13 protein-coding genes are annotated in these 21,039 nt (G+C 68.2%); 2 read left to right on the forward strand and 11 right to left on the reverse strand.

Annotation, left to right across the window (positions count from 1 at the left end; genetic code table 11):
- Nucleotides 1-114: 114 nt before the first annotated feature.
- Nucleotides 115-507, forward strand: coding sequence for an NTP pyrophosphohydrolase (locus ACWGJY_RS11750; RefSeq protein WP_453260611.1), 393 nt, complete (start codon nucleotides 115-117; stop codon nucleotides 505-507).
- Nucleotides 508-523: 16 nt separating this feature from the next.
- Here the strand turns inward: ACWGJY_RS11750 and ACWGJY_RS11755 are convergent, their stop codons facing one another.
- The 9 genes from ACWGJY_RS11755 to ngcE form a co-directional block, all read right to left on the reverse strand.
- Nucleotides 524-2,050: an amino acid permease gene (locus tag ACWGJY_RS11755; protein WP_453260612.1), complete on the reverse strand. Its 1,527-nt coding sequence runs from the start codon at nucleotides 2,048-2,050 to the stop codon at nucleotides 524-526.
- Nucleotides 2,051-2,249: 199 nt separating this feature from the next.
- Entirely contained in the window at nucleotides 2,250-4,196 is a 1,947-nt protein-coding gene (gene dxs / locus ACWGJY_RS11760) for a 1-deoxy-D-xylulose-5-phosphate synthase (RefSeq protein ID WP_453260613.1), read from the reverse strand.
- A gap of 213 nt (nucleotides 4,197-4,409) precedes the next feature.
- Complete coding sequence (locus ACWGJY_RS11765; protein WP_453260614.1) at nucleotides 4,410-5,747, reverse strand: sugar ABC transporter permease; 1,338 nt, start codon at nucleotides 5,745-5,747, stop codon at nucleotides 4,410-4,412.
- Nucleotides 5,744-6,544, reverse strand: a complete 801-nt coding sequence (locus ACWGJY_RS11770; RefSeq protein WP_453260615.1) for an ATP-binding cassette domain-containing protein — start codon at nucleotides 6,542-6,544, stop codon at nucleotides 5,744-5,746. The genes ACWGJY_RS11765 and ACWGJY_RS11770 overlap by 4 nt, the downstream gene beginning before the upstream one ends.
- Before the next feature lie 307 nt (nucleotides 6,545-6,851).
- Nucleotides 6,852-7,946: a substrate-binding domain-containing protein gene (locus ACWGJY_RS11775; protein WP_453260616.1), complete on the reverse strand. Its 1,095-nt coding sequence runs from the start codon at nucleotides 7,944-7,946 to the stop codon at nucleotides 6,852-6,854.
- A gap of 140 nt (nucleotides 7,947-8,086) precedes the next feature.
- The gene (locus ACWGJY_RS11780) at nucleotides 8,087-9,286 is read right to left on the reverse strand and encodes an ROK family transcriptional regulator (protein WP_453260617.1); all 1,200 of its coding nucleotides are present in this window, start codon (nucleotides 9,284-9,286) and stop codon (nucleotides 8,087-8,089) included.
- A 319-nt stretch (nucleotides 9,287-9,605) separates the two neighbouring features.
- A complete protein-coding gene (locus ACWGJY_RS11785) occupies nucleotides 9,606-10,571 on the reverse strand; it encodes a carbohydrate ABC transporter permease (RefSeq protein WP_453260618.1) in 966 nt (321 codons plus the stop codon).
- Nucleotides 10,571-11,494 carry a carbohydrate ABC transporter permease gene (locus tag ACWGJY_RS11790; protein WP_453260619.1) on the reverse strand — a complete coding sequence of 308 codons (924 nt, stop codon included), beginning with the start codon at nucleotides 11,492-11,494 and terminating at the stop codon, nucleotides 10,571-10,573. The genes ACWGJY_RS11785 and ACWGJY_RS11790 overlap by 1 nt, the downstream gene beginning before the upstream one ends.
- A gap of 64 nt (nucleotides 11,495-11,558) precedes the next feature.
- Nucleotides 11,559-12,998, reverse strand: a complete 1,440-nt coding sequence (ngcE, locus tag ACWGJY_RS11795) for an N-acetylglucosamine/diacetylchitobiose ABC transporter substrate-binding protein (protein ID WP_453260620.1) — start codon at nucleotides 12,996-12,998, stop codon at nucleotides 11,559-11,561.
- Between the two features lie 444 nt (nucleotides 12,999-13,442).
- On the opposite strand from ngcE, the gene ACWGJY_RS11800 reads away from it, so the two are divergent.
- Nucleotides 13,443-16,859, forward strand: coding sequence for a GH92 family glycosyl hydrolase (locus ACWGJY_RS11800; protein WP_453260621.1), 3,417 nt, complete (start codon nucleotides 13,443-13,445; stop codon nucleotides 16,857-16,859).
- 111 nt (nucleotides 16,860-16,970) lie between these two features.
- Here ACWGJY_RS11800 and acnA read toward each other — a convergent pair whose 3' ends face one another.
- Nucleotides 16,971-19,700: an aconitate hydratase AcnA gene (gene acnA, locus ACWGJY_RS11805; protein ID WP_453260622.1), complete on the reverse strand. Its 2,730-nt coding sequence runs from the start codon at nucleotides 19,698-19,700 to the stop codon at nucleotides 16,971-16,973.
- A 475-nt stretch (nucleotides 19,701-20,175) separates the two neighbouring features.
- Nucleotides 20,176-20,847 carry a maleylpyruvate isomerase N-terminal domain-containing protein gene (locus ACWGJY_RS11810; RefSeq protein ID WP_453260633.1) on the reverse strand — a complete coding sequence of 224 codons (672 nt, stop codon included), beginning with the start codon at nucleotides 20,845-20,847 and terminating at the stop codon, nucleotides 20,176-20,178.
- Between the last annotated feature and the right edge of the window lie 192 nt (nucleotides 20,848-21,039).

Below are 21,039 nucleotides of genomic sequence, written 5' to 3' on the forward strand. Positions count from 1 at the left end.
CATGCGTCACCGCCCGCCCGCTTCATACGTCACCGACCGCCGGCCCGGCCCCGCCGGCCCGGCCGGCCCTGACGGCCGCGGGACCCGCCCTCCCCGGCGTGGGACAGTGGCGGCATGGATCCCATGGTCATTGTCGATGCCGCGAATGTCGTCGGCTCGGTGCCCGACGGCTGGTGGCGCGACCGGCGCGGAGCGGCGGAGCGGCTGCGCGACGCGCTGTCCGAGTACCCCGACAAGGGGCTGCCGGGGCTGGTGGCGCCGCCCGTGGAGCTGGTTTTGGTGGTGGAGGGCGCGGCGCGCGGGGTCGAGTCCGTCGAGGGCGTACGGGTGGTGCCGGCGAGCGGCAGCGGCGACGACCGGATCGTGCAGCTGGTGGCGGAGGAGTGCGGCGACCGGGACTGTCTGGTGGTCACCGCGGACCGTGAACTGCGGCAGCGGGTCCAGGCGCTGGGGGCCCGGGTGACGGGACCGCGGGCGGTGCGGGGCCGGGGACGCGACGAGGCGTAGGGCGCGGGGCCGGGGGTCAGCCCTTGCCGGCCTGCCGGTTGCGGATGCCGAGGCGGCTGCGCGAGCGCCCGTACAGGAAGTAGATGCCGAAGCCGACCACCATCCAGATCCCGAACCGGACCCAGGTCTCCGCGGGCAGATTGAGCATCAGCCACAGCGAGGCCAGCACGGACAGCAGCGGCACCACCGGCACCCACGGGGTGCGGAAGGAACGGTGCAGATCAGGCCGGGAGCGGCGGAGCAGGACGACGCCGAGGGCCACCACGACGAACGCGAAGAGGGTGCCGATGTTGACCAGTTCGGCGAGTTCGTCGATCGAGGTGAAGCCGGAGACGACGGCGACGACGAGGCCCAGCGCGATGGTCGACCGGTAAGGAGTCCCGAAGCGGGGGTGGGCGCGCGAGAAGATCCGCGGCAGCAGCCCGTCCCGGCTCATCGCGAAGAACACCCGGCTCTGGCCGAGCAGCAGGATCATGCAGACCGCGGTCAGGCCGACGGCGGCGCCGAAGCTGATCACGTCCGCGAAGAAGGGGTGTCCGAGGTTCTTGAAGGCATCGGCGAGCGGGGCCTCGGTGGAGAGCTTGCTGTACTTCTCCATGCCGGTGACGACGACCGACACGGCCACGTAGAGCACGGTGCAGATGGCCAGCGAGCCGAGGATGCCGCGGGGCACATCGCGCTGCGGGTTACGGGTCTCCTCGGCGGCGGTGGCCACGACGTCGAAGCCGATGAAGGCGAAGAAGACCACGGCCGCCGCGGCGAAGACGCCCATGACCCCGAAGCTGGACGGGGCGAAGCCGAACATCAGTTCTGACAGCGGAGCGGCCAGTCCGCCGCCGGCCTCGCTGGGCTTGCTGGGCGGGATGAACGGTCTGTAGTTGGCGCCGTTGACGAGGAAGGCGCCGGCGATGATGACCAGCAGCACGACGGTGACCTTGATGCCGACGACCACCGCCGTCACCCGCGACGACAGCTTCATCCCCAGCACCAGGATGCCGGTCAGCACCAGCACGAGGATGCTGGCGAGCAGATCGAAGCCGAAGTGCCCCTCATGGGTGCCGGAGAGCCGGGCGGGCAGACGCAGCCCGGCGGTGTCCAGCAGTGAGCGCACATAGCCGGACCAGCCGACGGCCACCACCGCGCAGCCCAGGGCCAGTTCCAGGATCAGGTCCCAGCCGATGATCCAGGCCGGCAGCTCGCCCAGTGAGGCGTACGAGAAGGTGTAGGCCGAGCCGGCGACCGGCACGGTGGAGGCGAACTCCGCGTAACACAGCGCCGCCAGCGCACAGACCACGCCCGCGACGGCGAAGGACAGTGCGACGGCAGGCCCGGCCTGCTCCTTGGCGATTTTTCCGGTGAGGACGAAGATGCCGGTGCCGATGACGACACCGACGCCGAAGACGGTCAGATCGAGCGCCGACAGGGACTTTTTGAGCGTGTGCTCCGGCTCCTCGGTGTCCAGGATCGACTGCTCAACAGTCTTTGTCCGGAACAGGCCGCTATTACGGCGTGAATTGTGTGGTGTGCCGTGCTGTGTGCTCATGGGCGAACCTCCGCCTGGACGACCCTCGCAACTCTCCTGAACTGACCGAGTCTCCGCAATGTCAGGAAACAGTCGGCTTCGGCGGGCCTCCGGACGGCGGGGATTCACCCGATGGGGTGTGGCCGCGTCCATGCCGATGGGCCGGGCGGAACATCCGTACGGATGACCGGCCGGCCCATCGGCGTCGTCGTCTGCGAAATCAGTCGCGGGCGGCCTCGGCCGGCTCGCCCACGCCCGTGGCGTCGGCGGACTCGGTGTCATAGCGGCCGTCGATCTTGGAGACCAGACCGGTCACCTGGCGGGCGATGTCCGGCGCGGTGAGCCCGATCTCCGCCATGACCTCCTTGCGGGAGGCATGGTCGAGGAACCGCTCGGGGATGCCGAAGTCGCGCAGCGGCACGTCCACACCGGCGTCCCGCAGCGACTGGGCGACGGCCGAACCGACGCCGCCGGAACGGATGTTGTCCTCGACGGTGACCACGACCCGGTGCCGGGCGGCGAGCCCCGGCAGTGCCGCATCGACCGGCTTGACCCAGCGGGGGTCGACGACGGTGGTGGAGATGCCCTGCTTGTCGAGGAGGTCGGCGATCTCCAGGCACATGGGGGCGAGCGCGCCCACGGAGACCAGCAGGACGTCCGGCCGCTTGACGGCCTCGGCGGGCTCGCGCAGCAGATCCATGCCGCCCACCCGGCCGACGGCCTCGACGGCGGGGCCGACCGCGCCCTTGGAGTAACGCACCACGGTGGGCGCGTCATCGACCTCCACGGCCTCGCGCAGCTGGGCGCGGACCTGGTCGGCGTCGCGCGGCGCGGCGATCCGCAGACCGGGCACGACCTGCAGGATCGACATGTCCCACATGCCGTTGTGCGAGGCACCGTCGGTGCCGGTGATACCGGCCCGGTCCAGCACGAAGGTGACCCCGCACCGGTGCAGCGCCACATCCATCAGCACCTGGTCGAAGGCGCGGTTGAGGAAGGTGGCGTAGACGGCGAAGACCGGGTGCAGTCCGCCGGTGGCCATGCCCGCCGCGGAGACCGCCGCGTGCTGCTCGGCGATGCCGACGTCGTAGACGCGGTCGGGGAAGGCCTTGGCGAACTTCTCCAGGCCGACGGGCTGGAGCATGGCCGCCGTGATGGCGACGATGTCCTTGCGCTCCTTGCCGAGCTCGACCATCTCGTCGCCGAAGACGGACGTCCAGTCCTTGCCGCCCGAGGAGAGGGGCAGGCCGGTGTCGGGGTGGATCTTGCCGACGGCGTGGAAGCGGTCCGCCTCGTCCTGGAGGGCGGGCTGGTAGCCGCGGCCCTTCTCGGTGAGGCAGTGGACGATGACCGGACCGCCGAAGCGCTTGGCGCGCGTCAGGGCGGACTCCAGCGCCTCGATGTCGTGGCCGTCGATGGGGCCGACGTACTTGAGGCCGAGGTCCTCGAACATGCCCTGCGGGGCGATGAAGTCCTTCAGGCCCTTCTTGGCGCCGTGCAGGGTCTCGTAGAGCGGCTTGCCGACGACGGGCGTGCGCTCCAGCAGGTCCTTGCCGCGGGCCAGGAAGCGCTCGTAGCCGTCCGTGGTGCGCAGCGTGGCCAGGTGGTTGGCGAGTCCGCCGATGGTGGGGGCGTAGGAGCGCTCGTTGTCGTTGACGACGATGACGAGCGGGCGGTCCTTGGCGGCGGCGATGTTGTTGAGCGCCTCCCAGGCCATGCCGCCGGTCAGCGCACCGTCACCGATGACCGCGGCGACCCGGTTGTCCGAACCGCGTACCTCGTTGGCCTTCGCGATGCCCTCGGCCCAGCCCAGCACCGTGGAGGCATGGCTGTTCTCGATGACGTCGTGCGCGGACTCGGCGCGGGAGGGGTAGCCGGACAGGCCGCCCTTCGCCTTGAGCTTGGCGAAGTCCTGACGGCCGGTGAGCAGCTTGTGGACGTAGGACTGGTGCCCGGTGTCGAAGAGCACCTTGTCCTTCGGGGAGTCGAAGACACGGTGCAGGGCAATGGTCAGCTCGACCACGCCGAGGTTCGGCCCGAGATGCCCACCGGTCTTGGACACTGCGTCGACAAGGAAGGTACGGATCTCCCCCGCCAGCTGCTCGAGCTGCTCCGGGCCCAGTCGGTCCAGATCGCGCGGTCCCCTGATACGGGAAAGCAACGCCACCCCTGCCTCCTTGCTGCTTGCTGCCGTGGATCGAGCCTGCCGATCAGATGAGTCTAATGTCGCGCCCGCCGCGGCGACGCACGGGCCTTGCGATGTATGTCACTCGGGTGAAACGGGCTGTGGTGTGCCGAATCGGGTACGTCGCCGCACGCGGACCGGCCCCCACCGGATCATGCCCGGTGGGGGCCCGCACCGTCGGACGACGACTTCAGGTCAGGTGCGTCCGGCCGTCTTCTGCGTCCGGCGGGAGACCGAGTCGATCACCACGGCGGCGAGCAGCACCGCACCGGTGATCATGTACTGGATCTCGCTGGCCATGCCGAGCAGGTTCAGGCCCTGCTGGATCGACTGGATGACCAGCATGCCCAGCAGCGCGGACCAGATCTTGCCCCGTCCGCCGAAGAGGCTGGTGCCGCCGATGACGGCCGCCGCGATGACGTTCATCAGGGTGTTGCCGGAGCCCAGGTTCTTGGTGGCGCCACCGGACAGGGAGGCGATGAACAGTCCACCGAAGGCCGCGAGCATGCCGGAGATGGCGAAGACGCTGATCCGGATCTTGTTCACATTGATGCCCGCCCGGCGCGCCGCCTCGGCGTTGCCGCCGACCGCGAAGATCTGCCGTCCGTAGGTGGTGCGGCGCACCACGAAGTCGGCGATGACCAGGACCGCGAGGAACAGCACCAGGGCCAGCGGCAGACCGCGGGCGCCGGCCGGCTCGTTCAGGACGTAAGCGACGACGAAGGCGATCACCGCAACCACACCGGTGCGCAGCAGGATCTCGCTGAGCGGCCGGGACGGCAGCTCAGCGGCCTTGCGGCGCTTGCTGTCCAGCAGCAGCGAGCCGGCGTAGGCGAGGACGGCGATCAGCGCCAGGCCGTAGCCGGCGGCCTTGTCCTCGAAGTAGTAGCCGGTGAGGTTCTCCACCAGACTGCCGCTCGGCGTGTTGATGGAGCCCTCGTTGCCCATCATCCAGATCTGCAGACCGCTCCAGCCCAGGAACCCGGCCAGCGTGACGACGAAGGCCGGCACTCCGATCTTGGCGAAAAAGAACCCGTGCAGGGCGCCGATGACCACACCCGCCGCAATGGCGATCAGGACCGCGAGCCAGTCGCTGACGCCATGGGTGACGCTGAGCACGGCCCACACGGCCGCGCCGACGCCGGCCACCGACCCGACGGACAGATCGATCTCGCCGAGCAGCAGCACGAAGACGATGCCGACGGCCATGATGCCGAGGCCGGAGGTGTAGACACCGATGTTCGCGATGCTGTCCGCGGACAGGAAACTGCTGTTCTTGAGCTGGAAGACGATCGCGATCACGATCAGCCCGATGATGACCGGCAGCGAGCCCAGCTCACCGCCGCGCACCCGGCGCTTGAAGTCGTTGAGGTATCCGGCGAAGCCCTGCTCGCGGACGAGCAGGCGGGGGTCGACGGCGGCCGGCCGGGGGGTGTCCGCGGCGGCCGGGGCGTCCTTCGGGGCGTTCTTCGGGGCGTTCTTCGGGGCGTTCTTCGGGGCGTCGTCTGCCGGCTGCTTGGTGAGGTCGCTCATGCCCCGGCCTCCTTCTTCACCTGGTCCGTACGCACCTTGCGGCGGGTCACGGCGTTGTCCGAGGCGCCGGTGATGGCGGCGATGATCTCTTCGTGGGAGGTGCCCTCAACATCGAAGACACCGTTGTTGTGGCCCAGCCGCAGCACCGCGACCCGGTCCGCGACGGCCTGCACATCGGCCATGTTGTGGCTGATGAGGATCACGCCCAGACCGCGCTCGCGCAGCCGCTCGACCAGGTCGAGGACCTGGGCGGTCTGCTCGACGCCGAGGGCGGCGGTGGGCTCGTCGAGGATGACGACCTTCGGCTCGCCGATCAGCGCACGGGCGATGGCGACGACCTGCCGCTGGCCGCCGGAGAGCGCCGCGACGGGGATCCGGACGCTGGGGATGCGGATGGACAGGGTGTCCAGCAGCTCCTTGGCGCGCTTCTCCATCGCGATCTCGTCGAGGACACCGGCGGTGCGGGTCTCGTTGCCGAGGAAAAGGTTGGCGACGACATCGAGGTTGTCGCACAGCGCGAGGTCCTGGTAGACGGTGGCGACGCCGAGTTCCTGGGCGTCGTGCGGCTTGCCGATGCGTACCGCCTTGCCCTCCCATTCGATGGCGCCGTCGTCGACGGGGTGAACGCCCGAGATGGTCTTGACAAGCGTCGACTTGCCGGCGCCGTTGTCGCCGACGAGGGCGACCACCTCACCGGGGTGGATCTCCAGGGTGACGTCCGTGAGTGCTTGGACGGCGCCGAACCGCTTGGAGACTCCGCGCAACGCCAGCACAGGCGTAGCGGACACGTGAATCATCTCCTTCGCCGCCGTCACGACGGCGGGGATGGTGGTGCAGGGAGCGGGGGGCTTGCGAGGAACGGTCCGGCGTCCGCGCCCGGGGCGGGATGCGGCCGGGCGGGGTACGGGCCGGGGCCGGGGGCCGCGGGCGGGTGCCACGCGGCCCCGCATGCCGGGAGCCTGGGGCCCAGAGGGCCGGGGAAGTGGGCTGTGGGGGCCGGTGGGCCGTGGCCGGAGAGCCGTGTGGCCGGCAGGCGTGCGCCTGGGCTGTGAGGCCGTGGCCGGTAGCCGTGGGGCCGTGAGCTGCGGCCCGTGGGCCGGGGCCTTACTTGATGCCGGCCGCCTCGCAGGCCTTCTTGACGTCGCTGGTGCAGATCTGGCTCGCCTTGTAGACCTTGTCCTTGATGATCGTGGAGGCGATGTTGTCCTTGGTCACGATCTGGGCGTCGTACAGCTTTGCCGGGATGCCCTTGACCTCGCCGCTGAGGCTGTCGACCTTGGTGGACGTCAGGGAGTCGATCTTCTCGCCCTTGAGGAGCTTGACGGCGATCTCGGCCGTGGAGTCGGCCTGCGGCTTGATCTGCTTGTAGATCGTGAACGCCTGCTCCCCCTTGAGGAGCCGCTGCAGGCCCGCCAGCTCGGCGTCCTGGCCGCCGACCGGGACCTTGACGCCCTTCTGCTTGAGAGCGGTGATGATGCCGCCGGCCATGCCGTCGTTGCCGGAGTAGACGCCCTGGACGCCGTCCTTGCCGAGCGAGTCGAGGGCCGCGCTCATCTTCTTGTTGGCCTCGTCCGACGACCAGTCGGGGATGTCCTGCTCGTACACGATCTTCTTGACCTGCTTGTCGAGGACGCTGTGGGCGCCCTTCTTGAAGAACGGCATGTTCGGGTCGGTCGGCGAGCCGTTGATCATGACGACATTGCTGTCCTTGGCCTTGTCGCCGAGCGCCTTGACCAGCGCCTGGCCCTGCAGGCGGCCGATCTTCTCGTTGTCGTAGGACACGTAGGCGGAGATGTTGCCCTCGGCCAGCCGGTCGTAGGCGATGACCTTGACGCCCTTCTTGGCGGCCTGGTTCACCCAGGACTTGGTCGCCTTGAAGTCGACGGGGTCCAGAATGATCACCTTGACGCCCTGGGTGATCAGCGCGTCGAACTGCTTCTTCTGGGTCTCGGTCTCCTGCGCCGCGTTGTTGTACTTGACCGTGCAGTCACTGCACAGCTCCTTGATCTTCGCCTCCATCAGCGGGCGGTCGAAGGTCTCGTAACGCGTGGTCTTGTTCTCCGGCAGGAGCAGGCCGATGGTCTTGTTGTCGCCACCGCCGCCCTTGGCGTTGTCGCCGGCCTTACCGCACGCAGCCACGGAGAGCGCCATCGAGACGGCGGCGGTGCCTATGACGACGCGACGCGTCCATACGTTCATTGGGGTTGCCTCCCTGACGTGGCCGCGTCGTTGCGGCCGAGGTGGCTGGAAGTCAACTCGGCCGCCAGCCGACCGTCAAGGAGTAAATCCTTAACGAGATGACAACGGTGCCATGCGTTAGCTGTGTGAACTCAGCGCTTTCACGCCGGGGCGGGGGCGTCCGCGCCCCGCGCACCGTCGAGCAGGGTCGAATCACCCATCTCGCTCAGCACCAGAGCCAGCGCGCCGAGCACCTCCGCGCGGCCCCCGAGCGTGCCGGGAACGATCCCCAACTGCCGCGCCGCGCTGGGGATTGCGTACCGCGACACCGATTCCCGGATCGGCGCCAGGACCAGCTCACCGGCCTCGGCAAGATCTCCGCCGAGCACCACCCTGCTGGGATTGAGCAGATTGCACAGATTCGCCACTCCGCTACCGATATAGCGGCCGACATCCGCAATGACCCGCCGACAGCCCGGGTCACCCTCGCGGGCCAGCTGCACCACCCGCGCCATGGTCAGATCGGGACCGTGGCTCGGCTGCAGCAGCGGGAGGACGTACCGGGCGGCGGTGAAGGTCTCCAGGCAGCCGCGGTTCCCGCAGCGGCACACCGGGCCGGACTCGTCCAGCGTGATGTGCCCGATCTCGCCCGCCGTGCCGCCCGGCCCCCGGTAGATCTGCCCGCTGATCACCAGCCCGGCGCCGACACCGCTGGCGACCTTGATGTACGCCAGATCGGCGGCCCCGCGGCCACCGCCCCACACCAGCTCGCCCAGCGCGCCGAGGTTGGCGTCGTTGTCGACGTGGACGGGCACCCCGAGGCGCCCGGACAGCTCCTGGCCGGGGTTCGTCCCCGACCAGCCCGGCAGGATCGCCGTCGAGCCCAGCGTCCCGGACTCGACATCGATGGGCCCCGGCACGCCCAGGCCGACGCCGATGACCTTGCCGGCATCCAGGCCGGTTGCCGCGATCAAGCGATTGACCAGCTGTTCCGCCCGGTCGAAGCCCTCGGCTGCGGAGGCGTCCACATCGATCGGCTCGGCCTCCTCGGCGAGCACCTGGTGGGCGAGGTTGCCGACCGCCACGCGCAGATGGGAATGCCCGAAATCGACCCCTACGACGATGCCCGCATCGCCGGCGAGGGAGACGCTGCGCGCCCGCCGCCCACCCGCCGAGGTCGGGGTCACCTCAACGGTCCCGCCGTCCTTCAACTCACGAACGATGTTGGAAACGGTGGCCGCGGACAGCCCTGTGCTCCGGGCGATCTCCGCCTGGGTGAGTGAGCCCGCCATGCGCACCGCACGTACGACCCGCTCCAGATTGGCCCGGTGCAGCGAGGACTGCGACCCCGGAGTCTCCATCGACTCATCCACTCCCGTCTGGGGCCGGGGGTGCCTCCCAGTGGTGACTGGGGGAGGCACAACGACCGCCCGCGGCCGCACCCACACCTTTGGGGGGCGGCCCTCGATTCAACATGTGAACCCTAAGCAGAACTCCAGCCGGGAAGTCTCGTCAAGGCGTTGAGCCCACACATGATCAGGACCGGCCTTTCCGGGAAGCCGGAGGGGGCGGCTCCGCCGCAGCGGGGCCGCCCCCGCGCACCTATTCCGCGGTACGGCAAGGTGGCGCAAATCCATCGCCGGCCGTCGGCCGGCGGGCAAGCTCCCGGACCGCGCCCCGTTACTTGAGCGCCCCGGCGGTCAGACCGGCCACCACCTGACGCTGGAAGATGATGTACGCGGCGAGCACCGGCAGCATCGCAATCGTCAGCCCTGCGAACAGACCGGACCAGTCCCCCTTGTAGCCCTGGCTCACCGCCAGCGCCACCAGCCCCTGCGTCAGCATCTTCTTGTCCGGGTCCCCGACGTTGAGCACCGTCGGCAGCAGGTACTGATTCCACTGCCCGAGGAAGTTGAAGATCCCGACGCTGATCAGGCCGGGCTTGGCCATCGGCAGCATCACCTGGAAGAAGGTGCGGGTGTGCGAGGCGCCGTCGATGAGCGCCGCTTCGGCGACCGAGGTGGGCAGCGTCCTGAAGAAACCGCTGAGGAAGAAGACCGTGAACGGCAGGGAGTAGGCGATGTAGACCAGGATCAGCCCGTGGTAGGTGTCCAGCAGCGCCATGTTCTTCATGACGAAGAACAGCGGTACCAGCGCCAGGATGACCGGGAAGCCCATCCCGCCCACGAACAGGAAGTAGACGAAGCGGTTGCCCGGGAAGTCGAAGCGGGCCAGTACATACGCCGCCATCGCGCCCAGCAGCATCGTGCCGATCAGTGAACCGCCCACGACGATCAGCGAGTTGAGGAAGTACTGCCCCATGTTCGCCTTGTCCCAGGCGCGGGACCAGTTGTCGAAGTGCAGGACCGACGGCAGCCCCCAGGGCGAACCGAAGATCTCGGTGTCGTCCTTGAAGGAGCTCACCACCGCCCACAGCAGCGGCATGGTGACCAACAGGCCCCAGATCACCAGGACTCCGTGGGAGAAGACGTTGAGGGTCCTGCCCGCACTGCTGCTGCCGCCGGAGCGGGCGCCGCCCTTCCCGTCCTGTCCGCGGCGCTGCCCCGGAAGCCGCGAGCCGGCCGAAGACGGCTCCTGCTCCTTCGTCACACCCGGGAGGTCCGCGGGATCCGTCTGCGCACTCATCAGAACTCCAGTCGCTCGCGTCGTCCCAGCCGCATCACGACGGCCGAGAAGACGAGGGTCACGATCAGCAGGGAAACGCCGATGGCCGTCGCATATCCGGCCTGACCGTCGCGGAAGGTCTTCTGGTACACGTACAGCGGAAGGACCTCGGTCGAATAGTCGGGGCCGCCCGGACCGACGCTCATGATCTGCACGAATGCGAAGGCCGAAACGTCCAGGGCGAGGATGCCCATATAGATCCAGCCGGTCTGGACGGTGTCCCACAACAGCGGCAGGGTGATCCGGAAGAACGTGTTGAGGCGGTTCGCGCCGTCCAGCAGCGCGGCCTCGTAGAAGTCCTTCGGGATGGAGCTCATGCCGGCGGAGAAGAGCACGACATAGAAACCGACATTGGCCCACACCATTGCGGCCATGACGCACCACAGCGCGAGCTGCGGATCGCCGAGCCAGTCCGGCTGCACAGTGCCGAGCCCGATCGCCTTGAAGAAGGCGTTGAGTGCACCGCTCTCCGGGTTGTAGGCGAACTGGAACAGCAGTGCGACGATCGGGACCGACAGCACCTGTGGGAAGAAGTAGAGAATTTTGTAGGTGCCCGAGCCGCGCACCCCGCCGATGACCGCCTTCTTCCGGCGGCGGCCACCGACGTTGAGCATAAAGGCGAAGAAGAGCCCGAGCGAGAGCGTCACCACCGGCAGGAGCAGCAACAGCGTCACGCTGTTGCCCACCGCGGACCAGAAGACATCGTCCTTGAAGAGGCGCGCATAGTTGTCGAAGCCGACCATCTTCAGGTCCGGACTCAGGCCGGTCCAGTCCGTGAAGGAGTAGTAAATGGCCTGCACAAAGGGCGAGATCACGAAGATCGCGTAAATCGCCAGCGGGAGGACCAAGAACCCCGCGATGAAACGGTACTTACCGTGCTTCATGACTACCGATCCCGTTCTCTCCCTGCGTTTGCCACCGCCGGTGACGCATCGGACCGGCCGTCGGTCAGCGCTTGTACTTCTTGACGCTGGAGTCGTCGCGGGTGTCGTCCGCGTACTTCTGGATCTTCTTGATGGCCTCGTCGGGCGTCATACGGCCGGCCATCATCTCGCCCAGCGCACCGACGCCGATCCGCTCCTTCTGCAGCGCCACATACCAGTCCTGCAACCGCGGATTGACGATGTTCCGGCCGGCTTTCTGCAGCGCCACCTGCGCCGATGCCAGACCCGGCGGGAGCGTCAGGCCCTCGGTGCCGCCGTTGAGGGAGGTGAGCGAGGCGACCTGCTTGATGAAATTCTGCGAGGACTTCTTGCCGAGCATGATGCGCAGCAGTTCCATACCGCCCTCGGCGTTGCGGGCCTTGCGCGGGACGATGTACGGCTCGCCGCCCGAGGCCCAGATGGTGCCGTACGGCATCTTGTCGGACGTCGACAGGCTGGAGGGGGCGCCGACCGCGAGGTCGAAGTGCGGGTTCTTGGCGATCTGCTTGGCCGACTCGTTCTCCACCCAGGAACCGTTGGGGATGAACAGCGCCTTGCCCTCGGCCCACGCCTTCTGCGACTGCAGGTGGTCCAGGCCGGGCGAGCCCTTGAGGACATAGCCCTTCTTGTAGAGCTCGTAGTAGGCATCGAAGGCCGCCTTGACCGCCGGGTCCTTCCAGGCGTCCGGCTCCAGATTGTCGATCTTCCGCAGGACCTCTTCACCACCGATCTTGGCGATGAACGGGTACAGGCTGAAGGGCAGGTAGTACGGGTACTTGCCCGGGTACGTCCAGCCCGCGACGCCCTTCTTCTTGGCCTTCGCGCAGAGGGCCAGCATGTCGTCCCAGGTCTGCGGATATTCCGCGTCCAGCTTCTGCAGATTGCTCTTGGAGTACCAGACTCCGTAGACCGTGTACGCGTAGTAGAGGATCCAGGTTTCCTTGCCGCCGAACTGGCCCATTTCGACGACACCCGGGCGCAGCGTGTCGCGCACCTTCTTGTTCGGATCGTCGATGGAGGGGGCGTCGAGAAGCGCGGTGAGGTCGGTCAGCTGGTCCTTGGCCACCAGGGTGCCGAAGTCCATCTGTTCCGCACCGGAGTTGTCGACGAGGTCCGGGGGGTTTCCGCCGTTGAAGCGCGGCTGCAGCGTCGACTGGATCTTCTGGGTCGAGGAGAGCTTGACCTTGCCGTCGGCCTTCGGGAAGGACTTGACGTACTCGCCCTGCGCGCCCTTGGCGTACTTGTCGCCGAATCCGCCGTCGAAGATGACCACATCGAGGCCGGCCGAATCATTGACCGCGAGCGGATTCCTGGCCGACTTCTTGCCCTTTTCGACCTTGTTATCGCCACCGCCACCGCCGCCGGCACACGCCGACAGCACTCCCATGGACGGTACGGCGATGATCCCCAGGGCCGCGGCCCGCTTGACCAGATCGCGACGGTTGAATGCAGAGGTGGATCCCATGCTCAAGTCCTCGCCTTCTTCAGGACTCAGGCGGTGTACCGGAGCCACCCCGGCACCGCGGGTCAGATGAAGCTGAGTTGTACGGGATGTGCACCGGGCGCGCCAGAGAAATGCGGGGCAGTCATCCGTTCCCGCCTTCCCCCCGGATCCGGGACCGTGGACGTCGTGGACGTACGGCCGGTCGGACGCCGACAGGTATAGTCCACTTCCGGCCGCAGGGGCAAGATCGAATACAGGGTTGGCCGGCAGTCTTTCCCTAGTTGAGACCTCCCCGCCATGCACGGGATTCGCCCGGACGCCACCCTCCCGGACCGCCCGGCGACACGACGGCCCACCGATCTCAGCGGCACCCTTGACACCAAAGTTCCCACGCACCTTACTTATCTCTGTTTATCGTGGCGCCATGTAACTGACAACGATGTCAATCCCGTTGAGAGGGCTCGCGTGCGGCTCAGACACCGGCACCGTCCACTGCGGGGGATCACCCGCCCCGCCGCCCTCGCGGCGGCCGCTCTGCTCCTCATCACCGTGCAAGGCCCCGCGGGTGTGGCTCAGGCCGCGCCGTCCCGAAAGCCCCAGGGGGCAACACAGTTCCGCTCCTCCTTCGAATCCGGCGACCCGCAGCCGGACTGGACCGACACCGTCGACACCGGCCCCGCCGGCAGCCCCAGGGCCTCCGGCGTCGGCCCGCAGACCACCCCCGCGGCTCCCGGTATGAGCACCGCGCCCGACACCGGCCCCGGCGACTCCCCCACCGCCAAGGCGCACGCCGGCTTCAGCGGCACCCATGCGCTGCGCTACGCCGGCACCCACACCGCGGACGGCCATGGCTACTCGTACAACAAGATCTTCGACGTCAACCTCCCGGTCACCGCGGCCACTTCGCTCTCGTACAAGATCTTCCCCGAAATGGCGAAGCGTGATCCGGACTACCCGGCGACCCACACCTCGGTCGATCTGGCCTTCACCGACGGCACCTATCTCAGCGAGCTGTCCGCCGTCGACCAGCACGGCGCGCCGCTGACACCGCAGGGCCAGGCGGCCTCCAAGACGCTGTACGTCAACCAGTGGAACAACCGGGAATCACGGATCGGCACGGTCGCGGCCGGCAAGACCGTCGACCGGATCCTGGTTGCCTACGACGCGCCCAGGGCTCCGCGGACCGCACCGGCCTTCCGCGGCTGGGTCGATGACATCACCCTCGGCCCCGAGGCCCCCGACAAGCCGCTCGCCCATCTCTCCGACTACGCCGTCACCACCCGCGGCACGCTCTCCAGCGGCAGCTTCTCGCGCGGCAACACCTTCCCCGCCACGGCCGTCCCCAACGGCTTCAACTTCTGGACCCCGGTCACCAACGCCGGCTCCGCCGACTGGCTCTACGAATACGCGCGGAAGAACAACGCCGACAACCTCCCCACCCTCCAGGCCTTCAGCGCCAGCCATGAGCCGAGCCCGTGGATGGGAGACCGGCAGACCTTCCAGGTCATGCCGTCCGCCGTGGCCGGCACCCCGGATGCCTCGCGCACCGGCCGTGCGCTGCCCTTCCACCACGCCAACGAGACCGCGAAGCCGCACTACTACGGCGTGACCTTCGACAACGGCCTCAAGACGGAGATCACCCCGACCGACCACGCCGCGCTGATGCGCTTCACCTTCCCCGGCGACCGGGCGAGCCTGATCTTCGACAACGTCAACACCAAGGGCGGGCTGAGCCTGGACACCGGGCGCGGGGTCGTCACCGGCTTCTCGGACGTCAGGAGCGGACTGTCCGTCGGCGCCACCCGGCTCTTCGTCTACGGCGTCTTCGACGCCCCGGTCACCGGCGGCGGCAAGCTCGAGGGCGGAGCCGGCAAGGAGGTCACCGGCTATCTCCGCTTCGCGCCCGGGGCGGACCACACCGTCACGATGCGGATCGCCACCTCCCTGATCAGCGTGGACCAGGCGAAGGCGAATCTGAACCGGGAGATCCCGGCCGGCGCGACATTCGCCGGCGTCAGGGACCGGGCGCAGTCGCAGTGGGACGACCTCCTGGGCCGGATCGAGGTCCAGGGCGCGAGCCGCGACCAGCTCACCACCCTCTACTCCAATCTCTACCGCCTCTATCTCTACCCCAACTCCGGCTTCGAACAGGTCGCCTCGCGCAGCCGCTATGCCAGCCCCTTCTCGCCGCAGACCGGCCAGGACACCCCGACGCACACCGGCTCGAAGATCGTCGACGGTGAGGTCTACGTCAACAACGGCTTCTGGGACACCTACCGGACCACCTGGCCCGCCTACTCCCTGCTCACCCCGGGACGGGCCGGGAAAATGGTCGACGGCTTCGTCCAGCAGTACAAGGACGGCGGCTGGATCTCCCGCTGGTCCTCACCCGGCTATGCGGACCTGATGACCGGTACGAGTTCCGATGTGGCCTTCGCCGACGCCTACGCCAAGGGGGTGAAATTCGATGCCGAAGCGGCCTACGCCGCGGCCGTCAAGAACGCCACCGTCGCCCCGCCGAACCCGGGTGTCGGCCGCAAGGGCATGAACACCGCCCCCTTCCTCGGCTATACGAGTACCGACACCCGCGAGGGCATGTCCTGGGCGCTGGAGGGCTATCTCAACGACTTCGGCATCGCCCGCATGGGCAAGGCGCTGTACGAGAAGACCAAAAAGCCCCGCTACAAGGAAGAATCCGCCTATTTCCTGGGGCGCGCCCAGAATTACGTAAAGCTCTTCGACGACCAGGTCGGGTTCTTCCAGGGCAAGGACGACCAGGGCCACTGGCGGCTGCCGCCCGATAAGTTCGACCCCCGGGTCTGGGGCAACGACTACACCGAGACCAACGCCTGGACCTTCGCCTTCACCGCGCCGCAGGACACCCGGGGCCTGGCCAACCTCTACGGCGGCCGCGCCGGGCTGGCCAAGAAGCTGGATACGTACTTCTCCACCCCGGAGACCGCGTCCAGGGAATTCGCCGGTTCCTACGGCGAGGTGATCCATGAAATGACCGAGGCCCGCGACACCCGTATGGGCATGTACGGGCACAGCAATCAGCCGTCGCACCACATCGGCTATATGTACGACGCGGCCGGACAGCCCTGGAAGACCCAGGAAAAGGTCCGTGAGGCGATGTCCCGGCTCTACCTCGGCAGTGAGATCGGCCAGGGATACTCCGGCGACGAGGACAACGGTGAGATGTCCGCGTGGTACGTCTTCAGCTCGCTCGGCTGCTATCCGCTGGTGATGGGCCAGGGCGAATACGCGGTGGGCTCCCCGCTGTTCACCAAGGCCACGGTCCACCTGGAAAACGGCCGCGATCTCACCATCAGGGCCCCGCGTAACAACGCGCGCAACGTCTATGTGCAAAGCCTCCGGCTGAACGGCAAACCCTGGAATTCCACCGCCCTGCCGCACCGGCTCCTCGCCCGCGGCGGCACCCTGGACTTCACCATGGGCGACCGCCCGTCCACCTGGGGCACCGGGGCCCACGCCACCCCGACGTCGATCACCCAGGACAACAGGGTTCCGTCTCCGCCCCAGGACGTGACCGGCCCCGGTGGCGGTCCGCTCTTCGACAACAGCTCCGACAGCGCGGCCGAACTGACCGGTGCCCCGGTGGACCTCACCCGGTCCGCCCGGGTCACCTCGTACACGCTCACCTCGGCGGACCGTACCTCGGCACCGGCCGGCTGGACGCTGGAGGGCTCCCGGGACGGCGAGCGGTGGACGCGGCTGGACCACCGTGCGAACGAAGCCTTCACCTGGGACCGCCAGACCCGCGTCTTCGGCATCGGCCGGCCGGGCAGCTACCGGCACTACCGGCTGGTGCCCGACGGCAAGGCCACCCTCGCCGAGATCGAACTACTCGCAGCGCCATAGACCCGGTTCGGCTACCGCCGGATGTTCCGAGACCGGCACCGGCACCGGCGAACGGACGGGCCGCACCCCCTCGACCGAGGGAGTGCGGCCCGTCCTGGTCCCGCGAGGGACTTACTTACGGATCAGCGAGCGCAGCACGTACTGCATGATGCCGCCGTTGCGGTAGTAGTCCGCCTCGCCGGGGGTGTCGATGCGGACGACCGCGTCGAACTCGACACCGCTGTCGGTGGTCACCTTGACGGTGCGCGGCGTGGTGCCCTCGTTCAGCTCGGTCACACCGGAGAAGGAGAAGGTCTCCTCGCCGGTCAGGCCGAGCGACTCGGCGGACCGGCCCTCCGGGAACTGCAGCGGCAGGACGCCCATGCCGATGAGGTTCGAGCGGTGGATGCGCTCGTAGGACTCGGCGATGACGGCCTTGACGCCGAGCAGCGCGGTGCCCTTGGCGGCCCAGTCGCGGGACGAGCCGGAGCCGTACTCCTTGCCGGCCAGGATGACCAGCGGGATGCCGGCCGCCTGGTAGTTCTGCGAGGCGTCGTAGATGAAGGAGACGGGCGCGCCCCCGTCGCCTTCGGCGGCCCGGGTGAAGTCGCGGGTGTAGCCGCCCTCCGTACCCGGCGCGATCTGGTTGCGCAGGCGGATGTTGGCGAAGGTGCCGCGGATCATGACCTCGTGGTTGCCACGGCGCGAGCCGTAGGAGTTGAAGTCACGACGCTCGACGCCGTGCCCGGTGAGGTACTGGCCGGCCGGGGTGTCGGCCTTGATCGCACCGGCCGGGGAGATGTGGTCGGTGGTGACCGAGTCGCCGAGCTTGGCCAGCACACGGGCGCCCGAGATGTCGGAGACCGGGGTGGTCTCCATCGTCATGCCCTCGAAGTACGGGGGCTTGCGCACGTAGGTGGACTGCGGGTCCCACTCGAAGGTGTTGCCGGTCGGGATCGGCAGCGCCTGCCACTGGGCGTCGCCCGCGAAGACGTCCTGGTAGGACTTGTTGAACATGTCCTCGCCGATGGCGTTCGCCACGACGTCGTTGACCTCGGCCTCGGTCGGCCAGATGTCGGCCAGGTGGACCGGCTTGCCGTCCTGGTCCACACCGAGCGCGTCCTTGGTGATGTCCACCTTCATGGAGCCCGCGAGGGCGTAGGCGACGACCAGCGGCGGGGAGGCCAGGTAGTTCATCTTGACGTCGGGGTTGATCCGGCCCTCGAAGTTGCGGTTGCCGGAGAGCACCGAGGTGACGGCCAGGTCGTGGTCGTTGACGGCCTTGGAGACCTCGTCCGGCAGCGGGCCGGAGTTGCCGATGCAGGTGGTGCAGCCGTAGCCGACGAGGTTGAAGCCGACCTTGTCGAGGTACGGGGTCAGACCGGCCTTGTCGAAGTAGTCGGTGACGACCTTCGAGCCCGGCGCCAGGGTGGTCTTGACCCACGGCTTGCGGGTCAGGCCCTTCTCCACGGCCTTCTTCGCGACGAGCGCGGCGGCGACCATGACGTACGGGTTCGAGGTGTTGGTGCAGGAGGTGATGGCCGCGACCGTCACCGCACCGTGGTCGATCTCGTACGTCGAGCCGTCGGGGGCGGTGACCGTGGTCGGACGCGAGGGCACACCGTTGGCGGAGGCGGGGGAGTCGGACGCCGGGAAGGACTCCTTGCCGGCCTCCTCGTCCTCGGAGACGTAGTTGCGGACGTCCTGCGCGAACTGCTGGGCGGCGTTGGCCAGGACGATGCGGTCCTGCGGGCGCTTCGGACCGGCGATCGACGGGACGACCGTCGAGAGGTCCAGCTCCAGCTTCTCGGAGAAGTCCGGCTCGGCGGCCGGGTCGAGCCAGAGGCCCTGCTCCTTGGCGTACGCCTCGACGAGCGCGACCTGCTGGGCGTCGCGGCCGGTCAGACGCAGGTAGTTCAGGGTCTCGTCGTCGATCGGGAAGATCGCGGCGGTGGAGCCGAACTCCGGCGACATGTTGCCGATGGTGGCGCGGTTGGCCAGCGAGGTGGCGGCGACGCCCTCGCCGTAGAACTCGACGAACTTGCCGACGACACCGTGCTTGCGCAGCATCTCGGTGATGGTCAGCACGAGGTCGGTGGCGGTGGTGCCCGGCTTGAGCTCACCGGTCAGCTTGAAGCCGACGACACGCGGGATCAGCATGGAGACCGGCTGGCCGAGCATCGCGGCCTCGGCCTCGATGCCGCCGACGCCCCAGCCCAGCACGCCGAGGCCGTTGACCATGGTGGTGTGCGAGTCGGTGCCGACGAGGGTGTCGGGGTAGGCCTGGCCGCCGCGGACCATGACCGTACGGGCCAGGTGCTCGATGTTCACCTGGTGGACGATGCCGGTGCCCGGGGGGACGACCTTGAACTCGTCGAAGGCGGTCTGGCCCCAGCGCAGGAACTGGTAGCGCTCCTTGTTGCGGCCGTACTCCAGCTCGACGTTCTGGCCGAAGGCGTCCTTCGTGCCGAACTTGTCGGCGATCACGGAGTGGTCGATGACCAGCTCGGCCGGCGCCAGCGGGTTGATCTTCGCCGGGTCGCCGCCCAGCTCCTTCACGGCCTCACGCATGGTCGCGAGGTCCACGACACACGGCACACCGGTGAAGTCCTGCATGATCACGCGGGCCGGCGTGAACTGGATCTCCTGGCTGGGCTGGGCCTGCGAGTCCCAGCCGCCGAGCGCCCGGATGTGATCGGCGGTGATGTTCGCGCCGTCCTCGGTGCGGAGCAGGTTCTCCAGCAGCACCTTCAGGCTGTAGGGAAGGCGCGCGGCGCCTTCGACCTTGTCCAGCCGGAAGATCTCGTACGACTCGTCGCCCACCTGCAGCGTGCTGCGGGCGTCGAAGCTGTTCGCCGACACGACAGTCTCCTTCATGCATGAATTCGCGCGTACCACCGCAATGCTGCCGTCACAGCCCCTCGCCCCATCCATTAAGGTAAGCCTAAGTTAGGCACGCCTTACTGGCGCGGCAGTGGTACGCCTCTCGGCAGATATCTCGATGTCGAGATAACTCTAGTACATCGTCGCGCCCTGGTCATGCCCTGACCGGGTGACCGCTGCTGTCCCGTCTCACTCGACCGAGTCGATTTCTCAACGAACCGAGCCGTTCGGGCTTCTGTCTCAGCGAACCTCGGGCCGGCGCCGGAGTTTCGCAGTGATACCAGGTCCGGTTGTTCTGCCAGGGCGAGCCCTGGAGGGACGGCACTGCACTGGTCGTGGGCCCTGGCCGGCGTCGGCTGGGTGCTCACCACCGCCGTGGTCGCGGGTCTGACCAGCGTTCTCCGACGCGGCCAGGACTTGTCCGGCTGATCACGACTGGTAGTGCTTTAGACGATTATCCAAGGACGAGCGGGAGTTTCGTGGCCAGTTCGCCCAGTTCGCCCAGTTCGGCCTTCTCCGCGTCGGTCGGGGCACGCCGTCCGGTGCCGACGAGCAGCGCGTCCTTGTCGGAGAACGACGCGGGGAACGCGGCCCCGGCGATCTTCTCCAGCATCTCGCGGGCGTGGGCCAGGCCGTCGGCGGGCGGTTCCGCCGCGTCCGGGAGGTGGAGGTGCGCGACCAGGTCGAGGTGGTGCAGGGTCCACTCCAGTACGCACGCGGAGAGGTAGTCGCCCGCGGTGAGGACCTCGTCGCGGGTGCCGACCCGGAGACCCGGGTCGGCACGGTCGGCGGCGCGGCCGGCGGCGGAGCCGACGTCGTCGAAATGGAACTTGAGCAACCGAGGCTCTTCGTACGCGGCGGCCAGCCGGACGATCAGTGCGTCGAGCGGGTCGTCGCCGGTCGGTGGCGTTTCGGCGACGTCCCAGTAGGTCACCGCGTCGCGGGTCGGTTCCGTTTCGGCGGGGGTCACGAGGGTGATCAGGACGTCCTGAGCGTCGATGACCAGATGGCACACCAGGTCCCGCACGAGCCAGCCGGTACAGCCAGACGGCCGTCCGAAGTCCTCGTCGGGGAGTTCGGCGACCGCCGTGCGCAACGCGGTCCACGTGCGTGCGAAGAGATCCATATCGGCAAGGTAGTGCGGTGCCGCAAGGGCGGACAGCGGAACGGAGTAGGGCACATGAGGCCGGACCAGGTAGCCGGAGCCCGGAGCCAGGACAACCGGCCTGCCCATGTCCAGCAATCTGGTCCGCTGCGAGCAAATGAGGCCCGGTCGTGTGAGAGAGGGACCAGATCGCCCGAGACGGGACACTGTCTC

Source organism: Streptomyces sp. NPDC054765, from assembly GCF_053612065.1.